Genomic DNA, 15668 nt, shown 5'->3' with positions numbered 1-15668 from the left:
ATGGCTGATAGAAAAATTTTCCCTGGAATTTTTCAGAATCTGAAAGATCTCTTTTAAAAAGAGTATAGATAAGCAAAAAGACCTGTGAAATGATGAAAGATCAGAAATCCTGTATTTTCCGGCTGAAAAATGAAATGCAGATACAGACTTGTTATTTGTCAGCCTCTCTGATTCTCAGTCTACTACAATCAGATCCGAAAAACAACTGGCAGATTTGCCAAAAATTCCCTGCACTTTTCTGCAAAAGAAAAGAAGCTGTCTCGTTTAACATATATCAGGAATATTTATAGATTTTATGCGAATTTGTCAAGCGCAGCTTTGAGACTATAGGCTCAAAGCTGCGCAGGCTGAGCAGCAAAATGTATAAATATTCCCGAATTTGATCAATGTGACAGCTCCCTGCTTTTTCCAAAAATACCTTTTATTATTTTAATGTAATCTTCCGGAAGTTCTTCTTTCCTTTTTTCAGGACAATTCCCTCTCCCTGAAGTTTTTCTCCTGGAACCAGATATTTGATATCTGTAATTTTTTCTCCGTCAATGGCTACGCCTCCCTGTTCAATAGCTCTTCTGGCCTCTGAACGGGAATTAGCCAGTCCGCTTTTGTGCAGAAGGGAGATCAAGTCGATGTTTCCATCTGTAAGCTCAGACTCCTCAATCTGGGCAGAAGGCATATTTGCTGCATTTCCACTGGTAAACAGGGCCTTTGCCGCTTCCTGGGCCTTCTGGGCTTCTTCGGTTCCGTGAACCAGTTCTGTAAGCTCATAAGCCAGGATTTCTTTTGCCGTATTTAACTGGCTGCCTTCCCATTTATCCATCTCATCGATCTGTTCCAGGGGAAGGAAGGTCAGCATACGGATACATTTCAGCACATCGGCGTCTGCCACATTTCTCCAGTACTGGTAGAAGTCAAAAGGTGAGGTCTTGTTTGGATCCAGCCATACAGCCCCGGACTGGGTCTTGCCCATCTTTTTGCCCTCAGAATTCAGAAGAAGGGTAATGGTCATGGCACAGGCGTTCTTGCCCAGCTTTCTCCGGATCAGTTCTGTACCGCCCAGCATATTGCTCCACTGGTCATCTCCGCCGAACTGCATATTGCAGCCATATTTCTGATACAGCATGTAGAAATCATAGCTCTGCATGATCATATAGTTAAACTCCAGAAAGCTCAGGCCCTTCTCCATACGCTGCTTATAGCATTCTGCAGTAAGCATACGGTTTACCGAGAAGTGAGGGCCTACCTCTCTTAAAAAGTCAATGTAATTCAGATCTAACAGCCACTCTGCATTATTTACCATAAGGGCTTTTCCATCAGAAAAATCAATGAATCTTTCCATCTGTTTCTTAAAGCAGTCACAGTTGTGCTGAATAGTCTCCGCTGTCATCATAGAACGCATATCCGATCTTCCGGAAGGATCCCCGATATAACCGGTGCCTCCGCCGATCAGAGCGATAGGCTTATTTCCCGCCATCTGAAGGCGCTTCATCAGACACAGAGCCATAAAATGCCCTACATGAAGGCTGTCCGCCGTAGGGTCAAACCCGATATAAAAAGTTGCCTTTCCGTTGTTGATCAATTCCCTGATCTCTTCTTCATCCGTCACCTGTGCGATCAGCCCCCTGGCCTGCAATTCCTCATAAATTTTCATCTTAGATTCTCCTTTTCTCTTTACTTGACCATGGCAGTATACAAATAACAGCTGCCACAGTTTTTGCTTTTTTCTGAAGGACGCTATCGTCTGTCCGATAAACAGCTCACAAACTTTTATCATTTTCAACTGCCCTCGAAGAATTACAGAGAATATTTGCTATGTTTTCTGCAAATTTGTCGAGCAGGAGTTGTCGCATTAAACATGTGTCAGGAATATTTATGTATTTTATGCGAATTTGTCGAGCACAGCTTTGAGACTGCAGGCTCAAAGCGGCGCAGACTGAGCAATAAAATACATAAATATTCTCGATTTTGTTTAATGCGATAGCTCCCCAGACTGTTCAAGAAAACATAGTAAATATTCTGCAAAACTTTTACAGGGCAGTCCCCACAATGATAAAAAGCCCCCGTCCTTCCTGTTACAAAAGGACGAGAGCTTATAGATTCCCGTGTTACCACCTTTATTCACAGACAGCTCACACTGCCTGCCTCTGCAAGTACAGCTTACGCGATACTCAAAGTGTTGTAACGTACACCAAAACGTCACAGCCTACTCATTGCTTTTCGGTGTGAAGCTCCGGGAGGTATTCGCACTGCAGTTCTCCTGGGCCTCTCATCTGCCGGCTCCTTTCTGTAGGTCTCTCTGCATACTACTTGTTCCCATCTTCGCTTTTCTCATTTACGAAGACCAGTATACAGAAACCTTGCCGGCTTTGTCAAGGGCACTTTAACAACTTGCAATGACGCAGTAATCCGGTTTATCTGCTTATGGCTTTCATTCTCCACTGGTATTCTCCATTGTCCTTAATACCATAGAAATCTCCGAAGTTCAGGTCAAAGATATCTTTCTGGATCCCGGATATGGAAATCTGATTTTTGATCAGATACTGCCAGATTCCGCCGTGGGAAATATCTCCCTGGAGAAGAACGCCAACTACCTTTCCATCCCGAAGGACTACACGTTTGTAGTTTCTGGAATCCTCTCTGGCAATGACCACATCGCCCTCCTGAGGAAGGATCACACCTACACACATAGAAACCAGTCCGAAGAAGTTAATGGTATTCTTAATGGCATAACGGTCTGTGTATTCTACATGAGAACCGCACATATTCAGAGCCGCCGTTTCTCCCTGCTTCTGAGCGTTTGGCCAGATACCGGAAAGGCCGGTTACATCACCTGCCGCATATACTCCTTCGGCTCCTGTCTGAAGATAATCGTCTACCTTAATTCCACGGTCAATGACGATCCCTTCTCCTTCCATTCCTGCAACTGCAGAGCGGACGCCGGCAGCCACAATGATCAGGTCACAGGCCAGCTTTTCTCCATTATCCAGGACAATCTCATGAATGTTCTTATCTTCTCCCATAATGGTGTCCGCAGCCTTTCTTCCCAGATAGAACCGGGCTCCTGCTTCTTCAAAGTGTTTCTGATATTCAAAAGCCGCCGTCTTATCAAGCTGTACGGGCAGGATCTGATCTGCCATCTCTACAATGGATACTTTCTTTCCAGTCTCCATCAGACCATAGGCTGCATCCAGGCCAACCAGACCGGAACCGATGATCACAATGTTCTCAGCATTTTTTGCCAGTTCATCAATAGCCTGGGCGTCTCTTAAATGACGGAGTCCGAAAACATTTTCAGCTTCTCTTAAATTTCCCACCGGTGGGATAAAGCTCTCTGCTCCTGTGGCAATGAGAAGACGGTCATAGCTTACTTCATCTCCCTGGTCGGTATAAACCTTTTTCCCCTGGGTATCCAGGCGGTTTACGGTTTTTCCCTGCAGCCAGGTGAACTGATTTTTCTCGAAAAAGTCCGGATCCACAAAGCTGATCCCTGCAGCATCTCTTTCATGGCTCAGATATTTGTGGAGCATACATCTGGAATGTACCTGAGTATCTGTAGAGATCACCGTAATCTTTCCATTTTTGTCTGCTTTCCGGATAGTCTTTGCAGCAGTAATGCCTGCTGCTCCTGCTCCTAAGATCACATATTCCATCTCTACACCTCCTCAACCCAGATAGCCTGCTTTGGACAGGCCTTTACGCAGCTGGGATCTTCTCCCTTGTCAATGCAGAAATCACATTTGATCACCTTGCTGCGGGTGCTGTCATCAGGTTTCAGTACGCCGTAAGGACAGTTCATCACGCACATAAAGCAGGAACCGCACTTCTTCTCATCGTACTGTACATGGCCTGTTTCCGGGTCTTTGGCAAGAGCGCCGCTCATACAGGACATGACACACTCCGGCTGGTCACAGTGTCTGCAGAACACCGGAGTATAACTTCCATCAGGATTTTTATAGATAAAATTCCTGGTCTCATTGGCAATGTCTGTGAGATCCAGTGTATAGACATCGCCTTCATCTTTTCTGTGGGCCTGCATACATGCCACGGAGCAGCTCTTGCAGCCGTCGCATTTCGAGGCGTCTATCATTATTCTCTTCATCTTAGGCTCCTGTCTTTTAAATATTTAAACCTGCACGTTTCTCCTCAATGATCTTTTCCAGGATATCTGCACTTGCCTTAGCGTCCGGGTTAATGATCACCTGTCCGCCGGTAAGGCTCTTCATATCTTCCGTAAGAAGTTTCACTGCCAGATCGCTTCCTGTAACGAAAGGCGGCAGTCCTAAATGAAGGGGCAGTCCCAGGGCCAGGCCGAAGCATCCGTCTGCCAGAGCCTGCTCTTCCAGCCACTGTGCGGCAGAAAGTACCAGCGGAAGCTGAGGAATATCGATTCCCAGAGCTTCTGCCAGCTCTGTGGCAACGATTTCCAGACGTCCGATAGCCAGACATGGACCAAAGTTCAGCACTGGAGGAATATTCAGTTTTTCGCAGACTGCACGGAGCTTTGGTCCTGCCAGTTTTGCTGCTTCCGGCGTCATCAGACCGCAGTTTTCGATTCCCCCTGAAGAACATCCTGCTGTGAGAACGATAATGTCTCTGGAGATCAGTTCTTTTACCAGGTCTACTGTAAGAACGTCATGGCCCCCTGCTGTCAGGTTGGAGCATCCTACCACGCCGGCAACACCTTTAATATCTCCGGATACGATAAGGTCGATAAGAGGTTTCCAGTTTCCTCCCAGGAATTCCTTTAAGGAACCTTCGGAAACACCGGTAAGAGTGTGGTCGTTTCCATGTTCCGGCTGAAGATTCATGGTTACTTTGCCTCTTCTCGCTTTATAAGCTTCTACGATCTCGTCAATAATCTCTTCGCTCTGTTTTTCTCTCTCTTCAAATTTGAAAGGTTTCAGCTCTGCATTGGCCTTCTTTGCTACATCATCCAGACAGATCTGTTTGATCATCAGTTCATCACAGATAGGCTCAATGCCTGGAAGAGTACAGTTAAACTCAGAAAGAACAGCGTCAATGCCGCCTGTGGCAAGAACAGCTTCACTGGTGTAGTTGTTTCCTGCATGGCCGTCAAATACTTCTGTATAATGAGCGCCTCTAAGCTGAAGATCCTGTCCCACGCAAGTACAGCCAACCAGCTTAAAGCCTTTGGCTCCTGCTGCCTGAGCTTTTGCAACAGCTTCTTTGGAGGTAAGTCTCTCCTGAAGATCTACGAAAATCGTGTGCTGATGTCCTGTGATCATAATGTTGATATAATCTGGGTCAATCACACGAAGGCCTACCGGTGCCATGCGAAGTTCCGGTTCTCCTAAAAGTACGTCGTTCAGCAGGTTTGTCAGTGTCAGTCCGTAGATACCTGTGGAAATACCCAGTTTCAGGCAGTCTGTATACATATCTACAGGGTCAGAATTCAGGTTTGTGGAACATTTCACCACGCCATGGAACACTTCGCCTTTGGCTCCTCCGGGAAGGATATTCAGTTCCTGCCATCTCTTAAATCTGGGGCCGTAAGCCATTTTTTCCACCAGTTCCATTTTTTCGTATTCCGGTTTATACAGATCGTCCAGGACCATCTGGGCTACCTGTTTTGCAGTATCCCACTTGTCGGTTCCCTGTACGCCAAAAATCTCTGCCAGTTTTGCCAGGGATTTTTCACCTTTGATCTCTCCCTTGATCTCTGCTGTTTTCTTCACGTTCAGAGCTGTATTCTCCACAATGTGGATATAGCAGCCGGAACCGCTGGCAACTGCCCGCAGGAAGTTTCTTGCCACGATAACATCTGCAGTAGCACCGCAGATTCCTCTGGGAGCTTTTGGTGTGATCCGGCATGGGCCGTTAGCGCAGAGACGGCAGCACACACCCTGAAGGCCGAAGCCGCATTTGGTGCTCTGTCCTTCTACTCTGTGATGAGAAGTCTCCATGGGAAGGCTGCGGATAAATCCCTCCAAAGGCTTGTCCGCACTGGCACAGGTATTGCATCCATAACACTGGTTCATTTCTTAAATTCCTCCTATGTAAATAATTGTATGTTAAAATTATAACGAATCTAGATTAAATTAGTCAAGTATAACTTGCTTTTTTATTTATTTTTTAAAAAGGATAACAGTTCTCTGTTTGTCCGGGAATTAATCTTCAGCTCTTCTCCTGAAAGAGGCCTGGCTGTATCCGGAGGATTTTCTCCACAGATATCTACTCCCAAGATTTTCCTTTTTTTAAAGGCCAGTTCCAGCCATTTTAAAAGTTGTTCCAGAGAAAGCACTCCCTGGTCCCAGTTGGTCCTGGCATCCTCTTCTCTTAAAACATCTTTATCTATAGAGATGTACAAAGGCACGTCTCTATTTGTCTCCAGAAATTCCAGAAAGAGATTTTCTCCCTTTATCGACAGTTCTTCCCTGCTGATGCAGGTCAGTTTCTCCCTGCCTGGGCCATGATATTCTTCAAAGGCTTTTTCAGGAGGGCCTGCTACACACATACTGGAAAGGAATGTATGGCTTTCCAGGACCTCTCCAGCCCAGCTGCCGCAGGAAAGCAGCCCGAAAAAGGCTGCCTCCTGCATATCTGTATGATTGTCGAATACCAGAAGGGAAAAAGGCTTCTGGATTTTCTCCAGCCAGAATTTTGTAAGGTAATGATAATTGCCGGAATCCAGAAAATGGATTCCCTGAAAGGGCAGACTGTAAATCTTTTCTTTAATCTCATCCTCCGCCTCCTGGGTACAGTAACAGTTTACTCCCTGAAGCTTTCGAAAATCCAGCCACAAAGCCTCTTCCTCTTTCAAAAAATTTTCTTCCCGGTAGATGCCGGAAAAGTCCATTATGATTGGTTTCATCTTGTTTCTATCCTTAATCCACAAAATGTATCTGCCCTTTTTTCTCAGGATTCTGAGTAACAGGAGTCTTCGCATATCCCAGGGCAGCGATTCCAAATATCACATGATTGTCCGGGATCTCCCAGCCTCTCAAAATAGCTCTCACTTCCTGGACGTCGCAGACATCTCTTACCTGATTGATCCAAACAGAACCAATTCCGAAGGAATGGGCCGCCAGCATAATGTTTTCCATAGCACAGGCATTATCATCCTGAGAGTGGTGATTATCTCTGTCATTGGAAGGGATTACCAGGACTTGCGGACTGTACATATCATACCCCTCTCTTCCCAGTTTTTCTCCTACAGCCTTTGCCAGTGCCTGGATCTTAGTCCGGTCTGTAACTACAGTTATCTTCCAGGTTTGTTTGTTCTGTCCACTTGGCGCATAGATCGCAGCTTTTGCAATCTGCTCCAGTTCTTCTCTGGGGATTTCCTTCTCCTCAAAGGCTCTGACACTTCTTCTTGTAAGAATATTTTCCATAGCTGCATTCATCATCCATTCCTCCTATATTCGTAGTTTTATAACTATTTTATCACGGTCATGGAGCAAATACCAGTCTCTTTAAGGTCTCCTCCAGACACCAGGGAAAATCAATTTTTTCCAGAGAAGCCGCTGTATGGATCTCCCTGGTCTTCCAGGTCTGACCATTTACCTGATATAAAATCTCTCCGGCTTTTTCTCCTTCTTTTACCGGTGCCTGAAGGCTCTGCTCTATCTCCACAACCGCCTCCAGTTTTTCGTCTTTCCTGATGAGCATTCCTTCTTCCTGAGAAAGTTCCTCCAGGGAAACCGCCACCTGGGCCGGGACTCCCAGTATCTCCGTCTGTCCATTTTCTACCGGCAGATACTGTGGAATCAGAGGAAGTTCAGCCTGGGCAAAGCTCTGCCAGGTATAGTTTTCCAGTCCGTATTCCATCAGCTTTCTGGTATCTGACCATTTATAATTTTTATTGTTAGGCCAGCCGCAGCCCAGCAGGGCCACGATCAAAGTCCTGCCCTCTCTCTCAAGAGCCCCTACATAACAGTAGCCTGCATCTGCGGTAAATCCCGTTTTTCCCGTCAACGCCCCTTCCATCATGCTCAGAAAAGCATTGTGGTTGGTGCAGGAGATGGTTTTGTTTCCTGAAGAGTCTGTAAAAGTGTAAGACGGCGTACGGGTAATTTCCAGAAACTCTTCCCTGGCAGAAGATTCTCTTATGCAGTAGCGAAGGATTCTGGCCAGATCTTCTGCTGTGGTAGAATGTATCTTTACCCCTTCTTCTGTTTCTGCCTGGGCGTCCAGGCCATTGGGGGTGATAAACCATGTATCCTCACAGCCGATTTCCCTGGCTTTCTCGTTCATCATATCTGCAAATCCTTCTGTGCTTCCCCCGATATGCTCTGCCAGGATCACCGCTGCGTCATTGTAACTTTCCAGCATCAGGGCATAGAGAAGATCTCTGACGCCATAACTCTCGCCCTCTCTGGCTCCCATATGCACTTCCGGCATAGATGCGGCATAGGCAGAAGTTTGGGCTGTCTCCCCTGTCCTTCCCGATTCCAGTACCAGAATACAGGTCATCACTTTAGTGGTACTGGCCATTGGTCTCTGTTCCTCCCCGTTCTTTTCAAAGAGTACCCTTCCTGAATCACCGTCCATGAGCACTGCAGACAGGGCATACAGGCTGTCCGGCTCCTGAACTTCTTCTCCATAGACCTGCCAGGGAAGAAGAATTATCTCCAGGCAGATCAGAATTCCTATTATCCATATTTTCCCAGCTTTTTTCATACCTGTCTCTCCTTCTTATAAAGGTTATGAACAGGCCCAAAAAAAGATACCACAAACAGGTCTTCCTCCCGTCTGCAGTATCTCTTTAAACATCAAGCTGAAGCTGGATCTCCTCCTCTGCCTCTGCTTTAAAATCTTCAATCTGTACCGGATCGATCTCCGGCAGGTCGTCCAGACCCTGAACGCCAAAATTCCTGAGAAATTCCTCTGTGGTCCCAAACAAAATCGGTCTTCCCGGAGCATCCAGACGGCCTACCTCTCTCACCAGTCCGTATTCAACCAGCTTATTCACTGCATGGTCACTTTTCACGCCCCGGATTTTCTCAATCTCCAGTTTTGTAACAGGCTGCTTATAAGCAATAATGGACAGAGTCTCCAACATGACATCGGACAGAACCGCCTTCTTAGGCTGAAGTGCCATGGCCACCAGATAATCATAGTATTCTTCCTTTGAACACATCTGAAAGGAGTCTTCCAGCTCAATGATCTTAATGCCTCTGTCTTCTGTCTGATATTTCAGCATCATATTTCGAATGATTTTTTTCGTAGTTTCCATATCATGACCAATAGTCTTGGCAATATCTCTTAATGATACTGCGTCTCCCATAGCAAAGAGTATGGCCTCTATGGCACCCTCGATTTTTTTCAGTTCCATTGATTCTATCCTTTCATGCAGCTTTCAATATAAATTTCCCCGAAAGTTTCTTTCTGGCTGATACGGATTTTTCCCATCTTCATCAATTCCAGGATGGAAAGAAAGGTAACGATCACCTGGACCTTGCTGGACTGTCTTGAGAGCAGATCTCGAAAGCCGAAGTATCTGTGGCTCCTTGCATAGTCCTCTACCTCTTCCATTTTGTCAGGAAGACTGATCTCTTCCTTCTCGATTTTTCCAAATTTGCTCCGGATAGGGTCTACCTTATCCTCCTGTCTGCGGATAACGCTCTGGAAAATATCATTGAGTTTTGCCAAGGTAATGCCCTTCAGAAGTTCTTCCGGATCCACCGGTTCTCTGTAGGCCAGTACTTCCTTGGGAACCGTAGGGGCTTTATACACATTTTTCGCCGCTGCCGCCATTCGATCCCGGAGTTCATAGGACATGTATTTATACATCTTATATTCCAGGAGCTGACGGACCAGTTCCTCCCTTGGGTCCTCTTCCTCTCCTTCTTCGTTTACCTCTTTCGGCAGGAGCATCCGGCACTTGATAGAAATCAGCGTTGCTGCCATTACCATAAACTCACTCATGATATTCAGGTCTTCCTGCTGCATCTGATGGATATACTCCATGTACTGATCTGTGATCTCAGCAATCGGTATATCATAGATATTCACTTTATTTTTCTCGATCAGATGGAGAAGAAGATCCAGAGGACCTTCAAACACCTGGAGTTTTACCGGAATTCCAGTTCCCATATTTCCTTACCTCTTTTTTTCGCTATGTGCCATTCTACACTATTTTTCAGGAAAAGTCCACCCTCTCCAGCTCCCCCATGCGCCTGGCCTCTTCCTGGGAGCAGGGAGCATTTCCGTATCTGGCCTTTTCGTAAAGGCTGTGAAACTCTTCTCTTTCCTCCCCTTCTGGAAGACCTGCTGCTTCCTCCAGTTCCATGGGGGTGAAGACGGCAGAAGGTTTCCCTTCTCTCATAATTTTTTGCCGGTAAGATTTCCGTATTCTGGCCTCAGGCGTCCTGCCCCAAAAGAATCCCAACCTCGGCATCCGGCTTTTTCCCAGTTTCTCAGTCTTTTCCTTTCTGGAAACATCCAGGCTTTCCAGTATATCCCCATTGACTTCAGTCTCACTGTTATATTTCCTATACAACCAGTAAAGAAACACACAGATTCCTCCCAGGATGGCCAGAACGAATGCTGCGATTAATATTTTTTCCAGCACTTCCCAAATAGCTGTCAGCAGAGGAGAGGGTTCTTCTCCGGCTCCCAGAAAAGGGGGCTGGGCTCCCATATCCTCCTGGGGCAGTTCTTCCGGCTCCGGAGCTTCTCTTTCACCAGACAGGAGCATCGCCAGAAACCGCCTCAGCAGCTCCAGTACAGCCAGGATTCCCCTGTCAATTTCCAGAAAAGGCAGGATAACCATGCAGCCCACAGTCAGTCCTGTGAGAAAGATCAGCATCAGCCGGTTTCCATAAGCAATTCCCTGTTTTGGAAACCGGTATAATTTTTCATGAGCGCCGCAGTATTCCAGAAAACCTTCCCTGTTCCGGCACCACAGAATCAAAAGCCAATAACACCCGGCAAAGACCAGAAACACATTCTGAAAGATTTCCAGCCCATACTCCAGAGCAAAAATATATTCCAGTGCAAAAACCAGCAGGCAGGGATAAGAAGGCCGAAAAAAAGCCTTTCTGTTCCCCTTTATCCTCTGTACAAAAAACAGGGTCAGAAAGAAAAGGACACCCAGAAGAAGACAGCCTCTTTCCCATCCCGCCTTTCCCAAAAGCCAGAAACCTGCCAGAATCAAAAATGATACAGCCAGATAACTCCAGATTTTCTTTCCTCTCATCGATACTTCCCGGAAGACCGGGGCAGATATGAGCATGCAGAAAATCTTTACCGGAGTTCCTGCATATAACCCATCTCCCAAATACAGAAGGAGAAGAAGAATGCCTGTCATAAAAAGCCACAGGTGAAGAAAGCCATATATTTTCAGAATTTTGTCTTCCTTCATCTCTTCACCTCCCAGCGAAGGACTTCCATCCTTTGTTTTCTTTTTATTTTCAGCTCCATCTCTGAATACAGCGTAGCCAGATAAACGCTACCCTGATTTTTTTCTCCCAGTTCTGCCATAATCTCTTCCAGCTCTCCATACTGATTTTTTGTAATGAGAATGCAGAGGCTTTCTCTTGATAAAAGAAACTCCTTTTTTCCCTCCAGGCAGTCGGAAAATTTCCTGCAGTCTTGTCCCAGATCAATCCTGGAAAGACATTGAAAAAGTTTTTCCCTCTGTCCTCTGCCAGACTGTCCGGCCAGAAAAATCTCGGACTTTTCTTTGCAGTCTTTTCCATTGGTAATCAGTCCTACATCAATCCCTCTGGATAAAAAATATTCCGCTGCAGCTGCAGCCAGACGGATTCCTTCTTCATGGATTTCCTCATATTTCCATACCGTCTCATCTTCCACATCTAAAAGAATATACACATTGCCAGACACCGCTGAGTTTAACTGGTTCACCATAAGACTGCCGGTCCTGGCACTGGCCTTCCAGTTAATCTTATTCATAGGGTCTTCCGGGGTATACTCCCGGATGCCGCGAAACTGAAAGGGATCCTCCAGAAGTCTTTTTCTGGACTCGTAGATTCCTGAAATCCGCCGAAAAAGCATTTCCCAGTTTTCTCCTGAAAGTCTTTTAGGATATACATAGAGATATGTACTGGCAGGAACCGTATGATACATCTCTCCATTCAAAAGGATTCCCCTGGTTACCAGGTCCACTTTCTGTATTTCGTAGTATCCCCGCCTTACAGCCATAAAAGGGACCTGGCGGATAATCCTCTGTCTCCCCATAACGGAAAAAATATCCCTTTTATAGCTCTGATCCGACACACTGGTATTCTCTTCCTGCCCGAAAGAAAGATTCCTGCTTACGGCAAATCCTGCCTGAAGAGTTGGCAGAAACAGCCTTTTGGCATTTTCAATGATTTCGGTAAGAAATCCTTCTTCTCCCTGAAAGATAGGCTCCCCTTGGAAATGGACCTCCACTTTCAGTCCTTTTCTCCAGTTTTTTTCATAATATATTCCTGCCAGGAACTGGGCCAGTATCCCTCCTGCCAGTATGAGCAAAAAAATCATCTCATTTTCCCCATTCTTCCGTTGGTACGTCAGTCTCTTTCAATATCCGGCGAATCAGCTCTTCCCCCTTCAGAAAGCCTCCGCCCAGGATCAGACGGTGAGAAAGCACCGGCACAGCCAGCTTCTTAATATCTTCAGGAACCACATACTCTCTTCCCTGGATATAGGCCCAGGCCCGTACAGCCTGGTAAAGAGCTATGGTTCCTCTGGGGCTGACCCCTCCAAGGATTTCTCCCATATTTCTGGTCCTCTCGCAGATATCTGTCAGATAGCCTTTCAGCTCCGGATGTACATAAACCTTTTTATATTCCTCCTGGTCTTTTCTCAGCTCTTCCACCGTGCTCACCGGCTCCAGACTGTCCAGAGGGTCCGCTCTTTCAAAACGCTCCAGAATCTGGAGTTCTTCTTCTCTGGTTGGCATTCCCAGAGACAGTCTCATGAGAAAACGGTCCATCTGGGCTTCAGGAAGGGGAAAGGTTCCTGCATTTTCAATGGGATTCTGAGTTGCGATAACAAAAAAGGGGGCCTCAAGCTTTCTGGTTTCTCCTTCCGTAGTTACCTGCTTTTCCTCCATACATTCCAGAAGACTGGACTGGGTACGGGGTGCTGCCCGGTTGATTTCGTCCGCCAGCAGCACGTGGCAGAACACTGGTCCCGGTTTAAAACGAAACTCCCCTTCTTTTTGGTTATAATAATTCATACCTGTCACATCCGATGGCAGTAAATCCGGAGTAAACTGAATACGGGAAAATCTCCCTTCCACAGATCTTGCCAGAGCCTTGGCCAGCTTGGTCTTTCCCGTACCAGGCACATCCTCCAGCAGCACATGTCCCTGAGATACTATTGCGGCAAGTATGAGATCGATAACATCCCTCTTTCCTATAATTACCTTTTCTATATTATCTCCGATAGCTTTTAAACTCTCTCTGCTCATTTTGTCTTTCCTTTCTCCTGTCCATCCTTTGGGGCGCAACAAACAACCACCAGTTCTCTGGGGTTAAATATCCGAAGGGGTATGGTATGTTCCCCCAGTCCTGCTCCTACGATAAGATGCCGGTCTTCCTGTGTAAATTTCCCATGGGAGAATCTTGGGAAAAGCCGCAGGTCCGGACTGACCACACCTCCGAAAAAAGGCAGCCGGACCATACCTCCATGATAGTGGCCGGAAAAAATCAGATCTCCTCCCCACTCCAGATAAGTCTTTCCATATTTTGGCGTATGGGCAAGGAGAATCTGGAAGCAGTCCTTTTTCGGCTTTCCCAGAAGTCTGGTAAGTTCTCTCTTCTCCAATGTCTTCTGCTTTCTTTTCAGATAATATTCATAGGGCAGCTCCAGACCTGTAACCGCCACATCCTGACCTTTTATCTGTATGATTTCCGTCCGGTTTTCCAAGAGCTTTACGCCCATTCTCTGAATCCTTTTCTCATAGCCTATATAAGCCTTTCCATAAGTCTGGGGATAAAGCTTCATTCTCTGCTCATGATTGCCTGGAGCGTAAAAAACAGGGGCAATCTTCAGCGCCTGTTTTAAAAATTCCTCTGGCTCTTTCAGGGAAGCTTCCGGCTTGCCCAGGACCAGATCTCCTGCAATCACCAGAAAATCTGGAGCAATCTCCCCGATTTTTTTCAGAAGCTGGCTGTTCTTTTCTCCAAAGACCACATTGTGCAGGTCACTGACCATGACTACAGTAAAAGGACACTTTATTTTATCTGAATCTATTTGGTATTTTACTGTAACAAATTTCTTCACTTTTTTACCTCTCAAATTTTCTTATATCTTACCGCATTTCTTTGTAAAAAGAAAGAGAGAACCCAAAAGGCCCTCCCTCCTGTTCTCTCTATTTTAATCCTCATTCTAAATTCCCGTATCTGCTCTGACTCTTCATAATCCGAAAATACATAACCAGCAGCAGACTTCCTGCCAATATCCAGGCTATGGGACTGGCCATGCAGGCCCCCACATAACTTCTCTGCCCTGCTGCCCAGAAAGCTACGGCTCCTCTTCCTAAAAGTTCTGCAACACCTGCCAGCATAGGCAAAAATCCATATCCCATTCCCTGAATCCCGTTGCGGTAAACATTCACCACAGTCAGAGGAATCAGAAACAGTCCCACACATTTCAAATAAATGTCTACCTGGCCAATAATAGCTTCTACATCCTGAGAAACAAAAAGGTATGCCAGATATTTTCCTACCGTCATCATGGGAACAGCCAGGATAACACCATAAACACAGCCCATAACTGTAGCATTTCTAAATCCCTGACGGATTCTCTTTATATCTCCGGCTCCGATATTCTGCGCACAATAAGTTGCCATAGTAGTCCCTAATGCCACATATGCCTGGGTTCCTATGGATTCAATCTTATTGGCTGCAGTAAATGCTGCCACGGACAAAGAGCCCAGCAGATTCAGGGAAGACTGGACCATCATAGTTCCTACTGCAGTAATAGAATACTGAAGAGCCATAGGAAATCCCACTGCCATCTCCATCTTTACCAGATATCCTCTTGGCCGGAAATCTTCCTTCTTCATCCTCAGAAGAGGCACCTTTTTTATAATATAAATCAGACATCCTATACCGGATACGCCCTGGGAGATTACCGTTGCATAGGCAGCTCCTGCTACACCCATATGAAAAACAATGATCAAAAATAAGTCAAGCCCTATATTCAGCACTGCAGACAATATCAGAAAGTATAACGGTGTCTTGCTGTCTCCCAAAGCACGGAGGATTCCGGAAAGAAGATTATAAAGCACAGTGGCAGCAATTCCTCCGCAGATGATCATGATATAGGCATAAGCATCCGCAAAAATATCCTCCGGCGTATTCATAAAATGAAGGAGCCAATTCATACTCAGCATACTTCCCGCCGTCATCACCACTGTAATGATCAGAGATAAAATGCAGGCGGTGCCCACGGATTTTCTCATGTTTTCCATATCTCCCGCGCCAAAACGCTGGGCAGTCAGTACAGAAAATCCTGCTGTCAGTCCCTGAAGAAATCCGATGATCAGAAAGACAATGGTGCCAACACTTCCAACGGCAGCCAAGGCCCCCGTTCCCACAAATTTTCCTACAATGATGGTATCCGCCATGTTATAAAACTGTTGAAAAATATTTCCTATAAAAATCGGTATAGTAAAATTCAAAATAATTTTAGCCGGGTTTCCAGCCGTCATATCAATCTGTAATTCTTTTCTTGCCATGCTATCTCCAAATACT

General features: G+C 45.9%; 14 protein-coding genes and 1 other annotated feature. All 14 genes read right to left on the bottom strand.

Translation table 11 applies throughout. The annotated features are described in order from the left end of the window. Positions 1 to 424: 424 nt before the first annotated feature. The 14 genes from tyrS to B5G33_RS03975 all read right to left on the bottom strand — a co-directional run bounded on the left by tyrS (position 425) and on the right by B5G33_RS03975 (position 15652). Positions 425 to 1648 carry a tyrosine--tRNA ligase gene (gene tyrS / locus B5G33_RS04040; RefSeq protein WP_087272009.1) on the bottom strand — a complete coding sequence of 408 codons (1224 nt, stop codon included), beginning with the start codon at positions 1646 to 1648 and terminating at the stop codon, positions 425 to 427. A gap of 424 nt (positions 1649 to 2072) precedes the next feature. Continuing rightward, positions 2073 to 2326, bottom strand: a binding site (T-box leader). Between the two features lie 82 nt (positions 2327 to 2408). Continuing rightward, positions 2409 to 3647 (bottom strand): NAD(P)/FAD-dependent oxidoreductase, encoded by a 1239-nt coding sequence (locus B5G33_RS04035; protein ID WP_087416836.1) that lies wholly within the window; start codon positions 3645 to 3647, stop codon positions 2409 to 2411. A 2-nt stretch (positions 3648 to 3649) separates the two neighbouring features. Continuing rightward, positions 3650 to 4096 carry a 4Fe-4S dicluster domain-containing protein gene (locus tag B5G33_RS04030; RefSeq protein WP_087272003.1) on the bottom strand — a complete coding sequence of 149 codons (447 nt, stop codon included), beginning with the start codon at positions 4094 to 4096 and terminating at the stop codon, positions 3650 to 3652. Between the two features lie 16 nt (positions 4097 to 4112). Beyond that, positions 4113 to 5996, bottom strand: coding sequence for an anaerobic carbon-monoxide dehydrogenase catalytic subunit (gene cooS / locus B5G33_RS04025; protein WP_087416835.1), 1884 nt, complete (start codon positions 5994 to 5996; stop codon positions 4113 to 4115). A gap of 83 nt (positions 5997 to 6079) precedes the next feature. Continuing rightward, a complete protein-coding gene (locus tag B5G33_RS04020; RefSeq protein WP_087416834.1) occupies positions 6080 to 6829 on the bottom strand; it encodes an arginase family protein in 750 nt (249 codons plus the stop codon). Between the two features lie 13 nt (positions 6830 to 6842). Continuing rightward, positions 6843 to 7361 carry a nitroreductase gene (locus B5G33_RS04015; protein WP_087271993.1) on the bottom strand — a complete coding sequence of 173 codons (519 nt, stop codon included), beginning with the start codon at positions 7359 to 7361 and terminating at the stop codon, positions 6843 to 6845. Positions 7362 to 7407: 46 nt separating this feature from the next. Next, a complete protein-coding gene (locus B5G33_RS04010; protein ID WP_087416833.1) occupies positions 7408 to 8637 on the bottom strand; it encodes a D-alanyl-D-alanine carboxypeptidase family protein in 1230 nt (409 codons plus the stop codon). Between the two features lie 85 nt (positions 8638 to 8722). Continuing rightward, positions 8723 to 9292: an SMC-Scp complex subunit ScpB gene (gene scpB, locus B5G33_RS04005; RefSeq protein WP_087271987.1), complete on the bottom strand. Its 570-nt coding sequence runs from the start codon at positions 9290 to 9292 to the stop codon at positions 8723 to 8725. A gap of 5 nt (positions 9293 to 9297) precedes the next feature. Continuing rightward, positions 9298 to 10053, bottom strand: a complete 756-nt coding sequence (locus tag B5G33_RS04000; RefSeq protein ID WP_087271984.1) for a segregation and condensation protein A — start codon at positions 10051 to 10053, stop codon at positions 9298 to 9300. Between the two features lie 46 nt (positions 10054 to 10099). Continuing rightward, complete coding sequence (locus B5G33_RS03995) at positions 10100 to 11323, bottom strand: DUF4129 domain-containing protein (RefSeq protein ID WP_087416832.1); 1224 nt, start codon at positions 11321 to 11323, stop codon at positions 10100 to 10102. Continuing rightward, positions 11320 to 12444 (bottom strand): DUF58 domain-containing protein, encoded by a 1125-nt coding sequence (locus B5G33_RS03990; RefSeq protein ID WP_087416831.1) that lies wholly within the window; start codon positions 12442 to 12444, stop codon positions 11320 to 11322. The genes B5G33_RS03995 and B5G33_RS03990 overlap by 4 nt, the downstream gene beginning before the upstream one ends. A gap of 1 nt (position 12445) precedes the next feature. After that, positions 12446 to 13378 carry an AAA family ATPase gene (locus tag B5G33_RS03985; protein ID WP_087271975.1) on the bottom strand — a complete coding sequence of 311 codons (933 nt, stop codon included), beginning with the start codon at positions 13376 to 13378 and terminating at the stop codon, positions 12446 to 12448. Then, a complete protein-coding gene (locus B5G33_RS03980) occupies positions 13375 to 14193 on the bottom strand; it encodes a metallophosphoesterase (protein ID WP_087416830.1) in 819 nt (272 codons plus the stop codon). The genes B5G33_RS03985 and B5G33_RS03980 overlap by 4 nt, the downstream gene beginning before the upstream one ends. A 100-nt stretch (positions 14194 to 14293) precedes the next feature. Then, positions 14294 to 15652: an MATE family efflux transporter gene (locus tag B5G33_RS03975; RefSeq protein ID WP_087271969.1), complete on the bottom strand. Its 1359-nt coding sequence runs from the start codon at positions 15650 to 15652 to the stop codon at positions 14294 to 14296. Between the last annotated feature and the right edge of the window lie 16 nt (positions 15653 to 15668).

The organism is Blautia sp. An81 (assembly GCF_002161285.1).
GTDB classification, from domain to species: Bacteria; Bacillota; Clostridia; order Lachnospirales; family Lachnospiraceae; genus Blautia; species Blautia ornithocaccae.
This window is presented reverse-complemented; position numbering and strand designations above follow the sequence as displayed.

Bases quoted from the DNA above. Each gene is read 5' to 3' on its own strand.
- tyrS (WP_087272009.1), bottom strand. From the start codon at position 1,648: ATGAAAATTTATGAGGAATTGCAGGCCAGGGGGCTGATCGCACAGGTG.
- B5G33_RS04035 (WP_087416836.1), bottom strand. From the start codon at position 3,647: ATGGAATATGTGATCTTAGGAGCAGGAGCAGCAGGCATTACTGCTGCA.
- B5G33_RS04030 (WP_087272003.1), bottom strand. From the start codon at position 4,096: ATGAAGAGAATAATGATAGACGCCTCGAAATGCGACGGCTGCAAGAGC.
- cooS (WP_087416835.1), bottom strand. From the start codon at position 5,996: ATGAACCAGTGTTATGGATGCAATACCTGTGCCAGTGCGGACAAGCCT.
- B5G33_RS04020 (WP_087416834.1), bottom strand. From the start codon at position 6,829: ATGAAACCAATCATAATGGACTTTTCCGGCATCTACCGGGAAGAAAAT.
- B5G33_RS04015 (WP_087271993.1), bottom strand. From the start codon at position 7,361: ATGAATGCAGCTATGGAAAATATTCTTACAAGAAGAAGTGTCAGAGCC.
- B5G33_RS04010 (WP_087416833.1), bottom strand. From the start codon at position 8,637: ATGAAAAAAGCTGGGAAAATATGGATAATAGGAATTCTGATCTGCCTG.
- scpB (WP_087271987.1), bottom strand. From the start codon at position 9,292: ATGGAACTGAAAAAAATCGAGGGTGCCATAGAGGCCATACTCTTTGCT.
- B5G33_RS04000 (WP_087271984.1), bottom strand. From the start codon at position 10,053: ATGGGAACTGGAATTCCGGTAAAACTCCAGGTGTTTGAAGGTCCTCTG.
- B5G33_RS03995 (WP_087416832.1), bottom strand. From the start codon at position 11,323: ATGAAGGAAGACAAAATTCTGAAAATATATGGCTTTCTTCACCTGTGG.
- B5G33_RS03990 (WP_087416831.1), bottom strand. From the start codon at position 12,444: ATGATTTTTTTGCTCATACTGGCAGGAGGGATACTGGCCCAGTTCCTG.
- B5G33_RS03985 (WP_087271975.1), bottom strand. From the start codon at position 13,378: ATGAGCAGAGAGAGTTTAAAAGCTATCGGAGATAATATAGAAAAGGTA.
- B5G33_RS03975 (WP_087271969.1), bottom strand. From the start codon at position 15,652: ATGGCAAGAAAAGAATTACAGATTGATATGACGGCTGGAAACCCGGCT.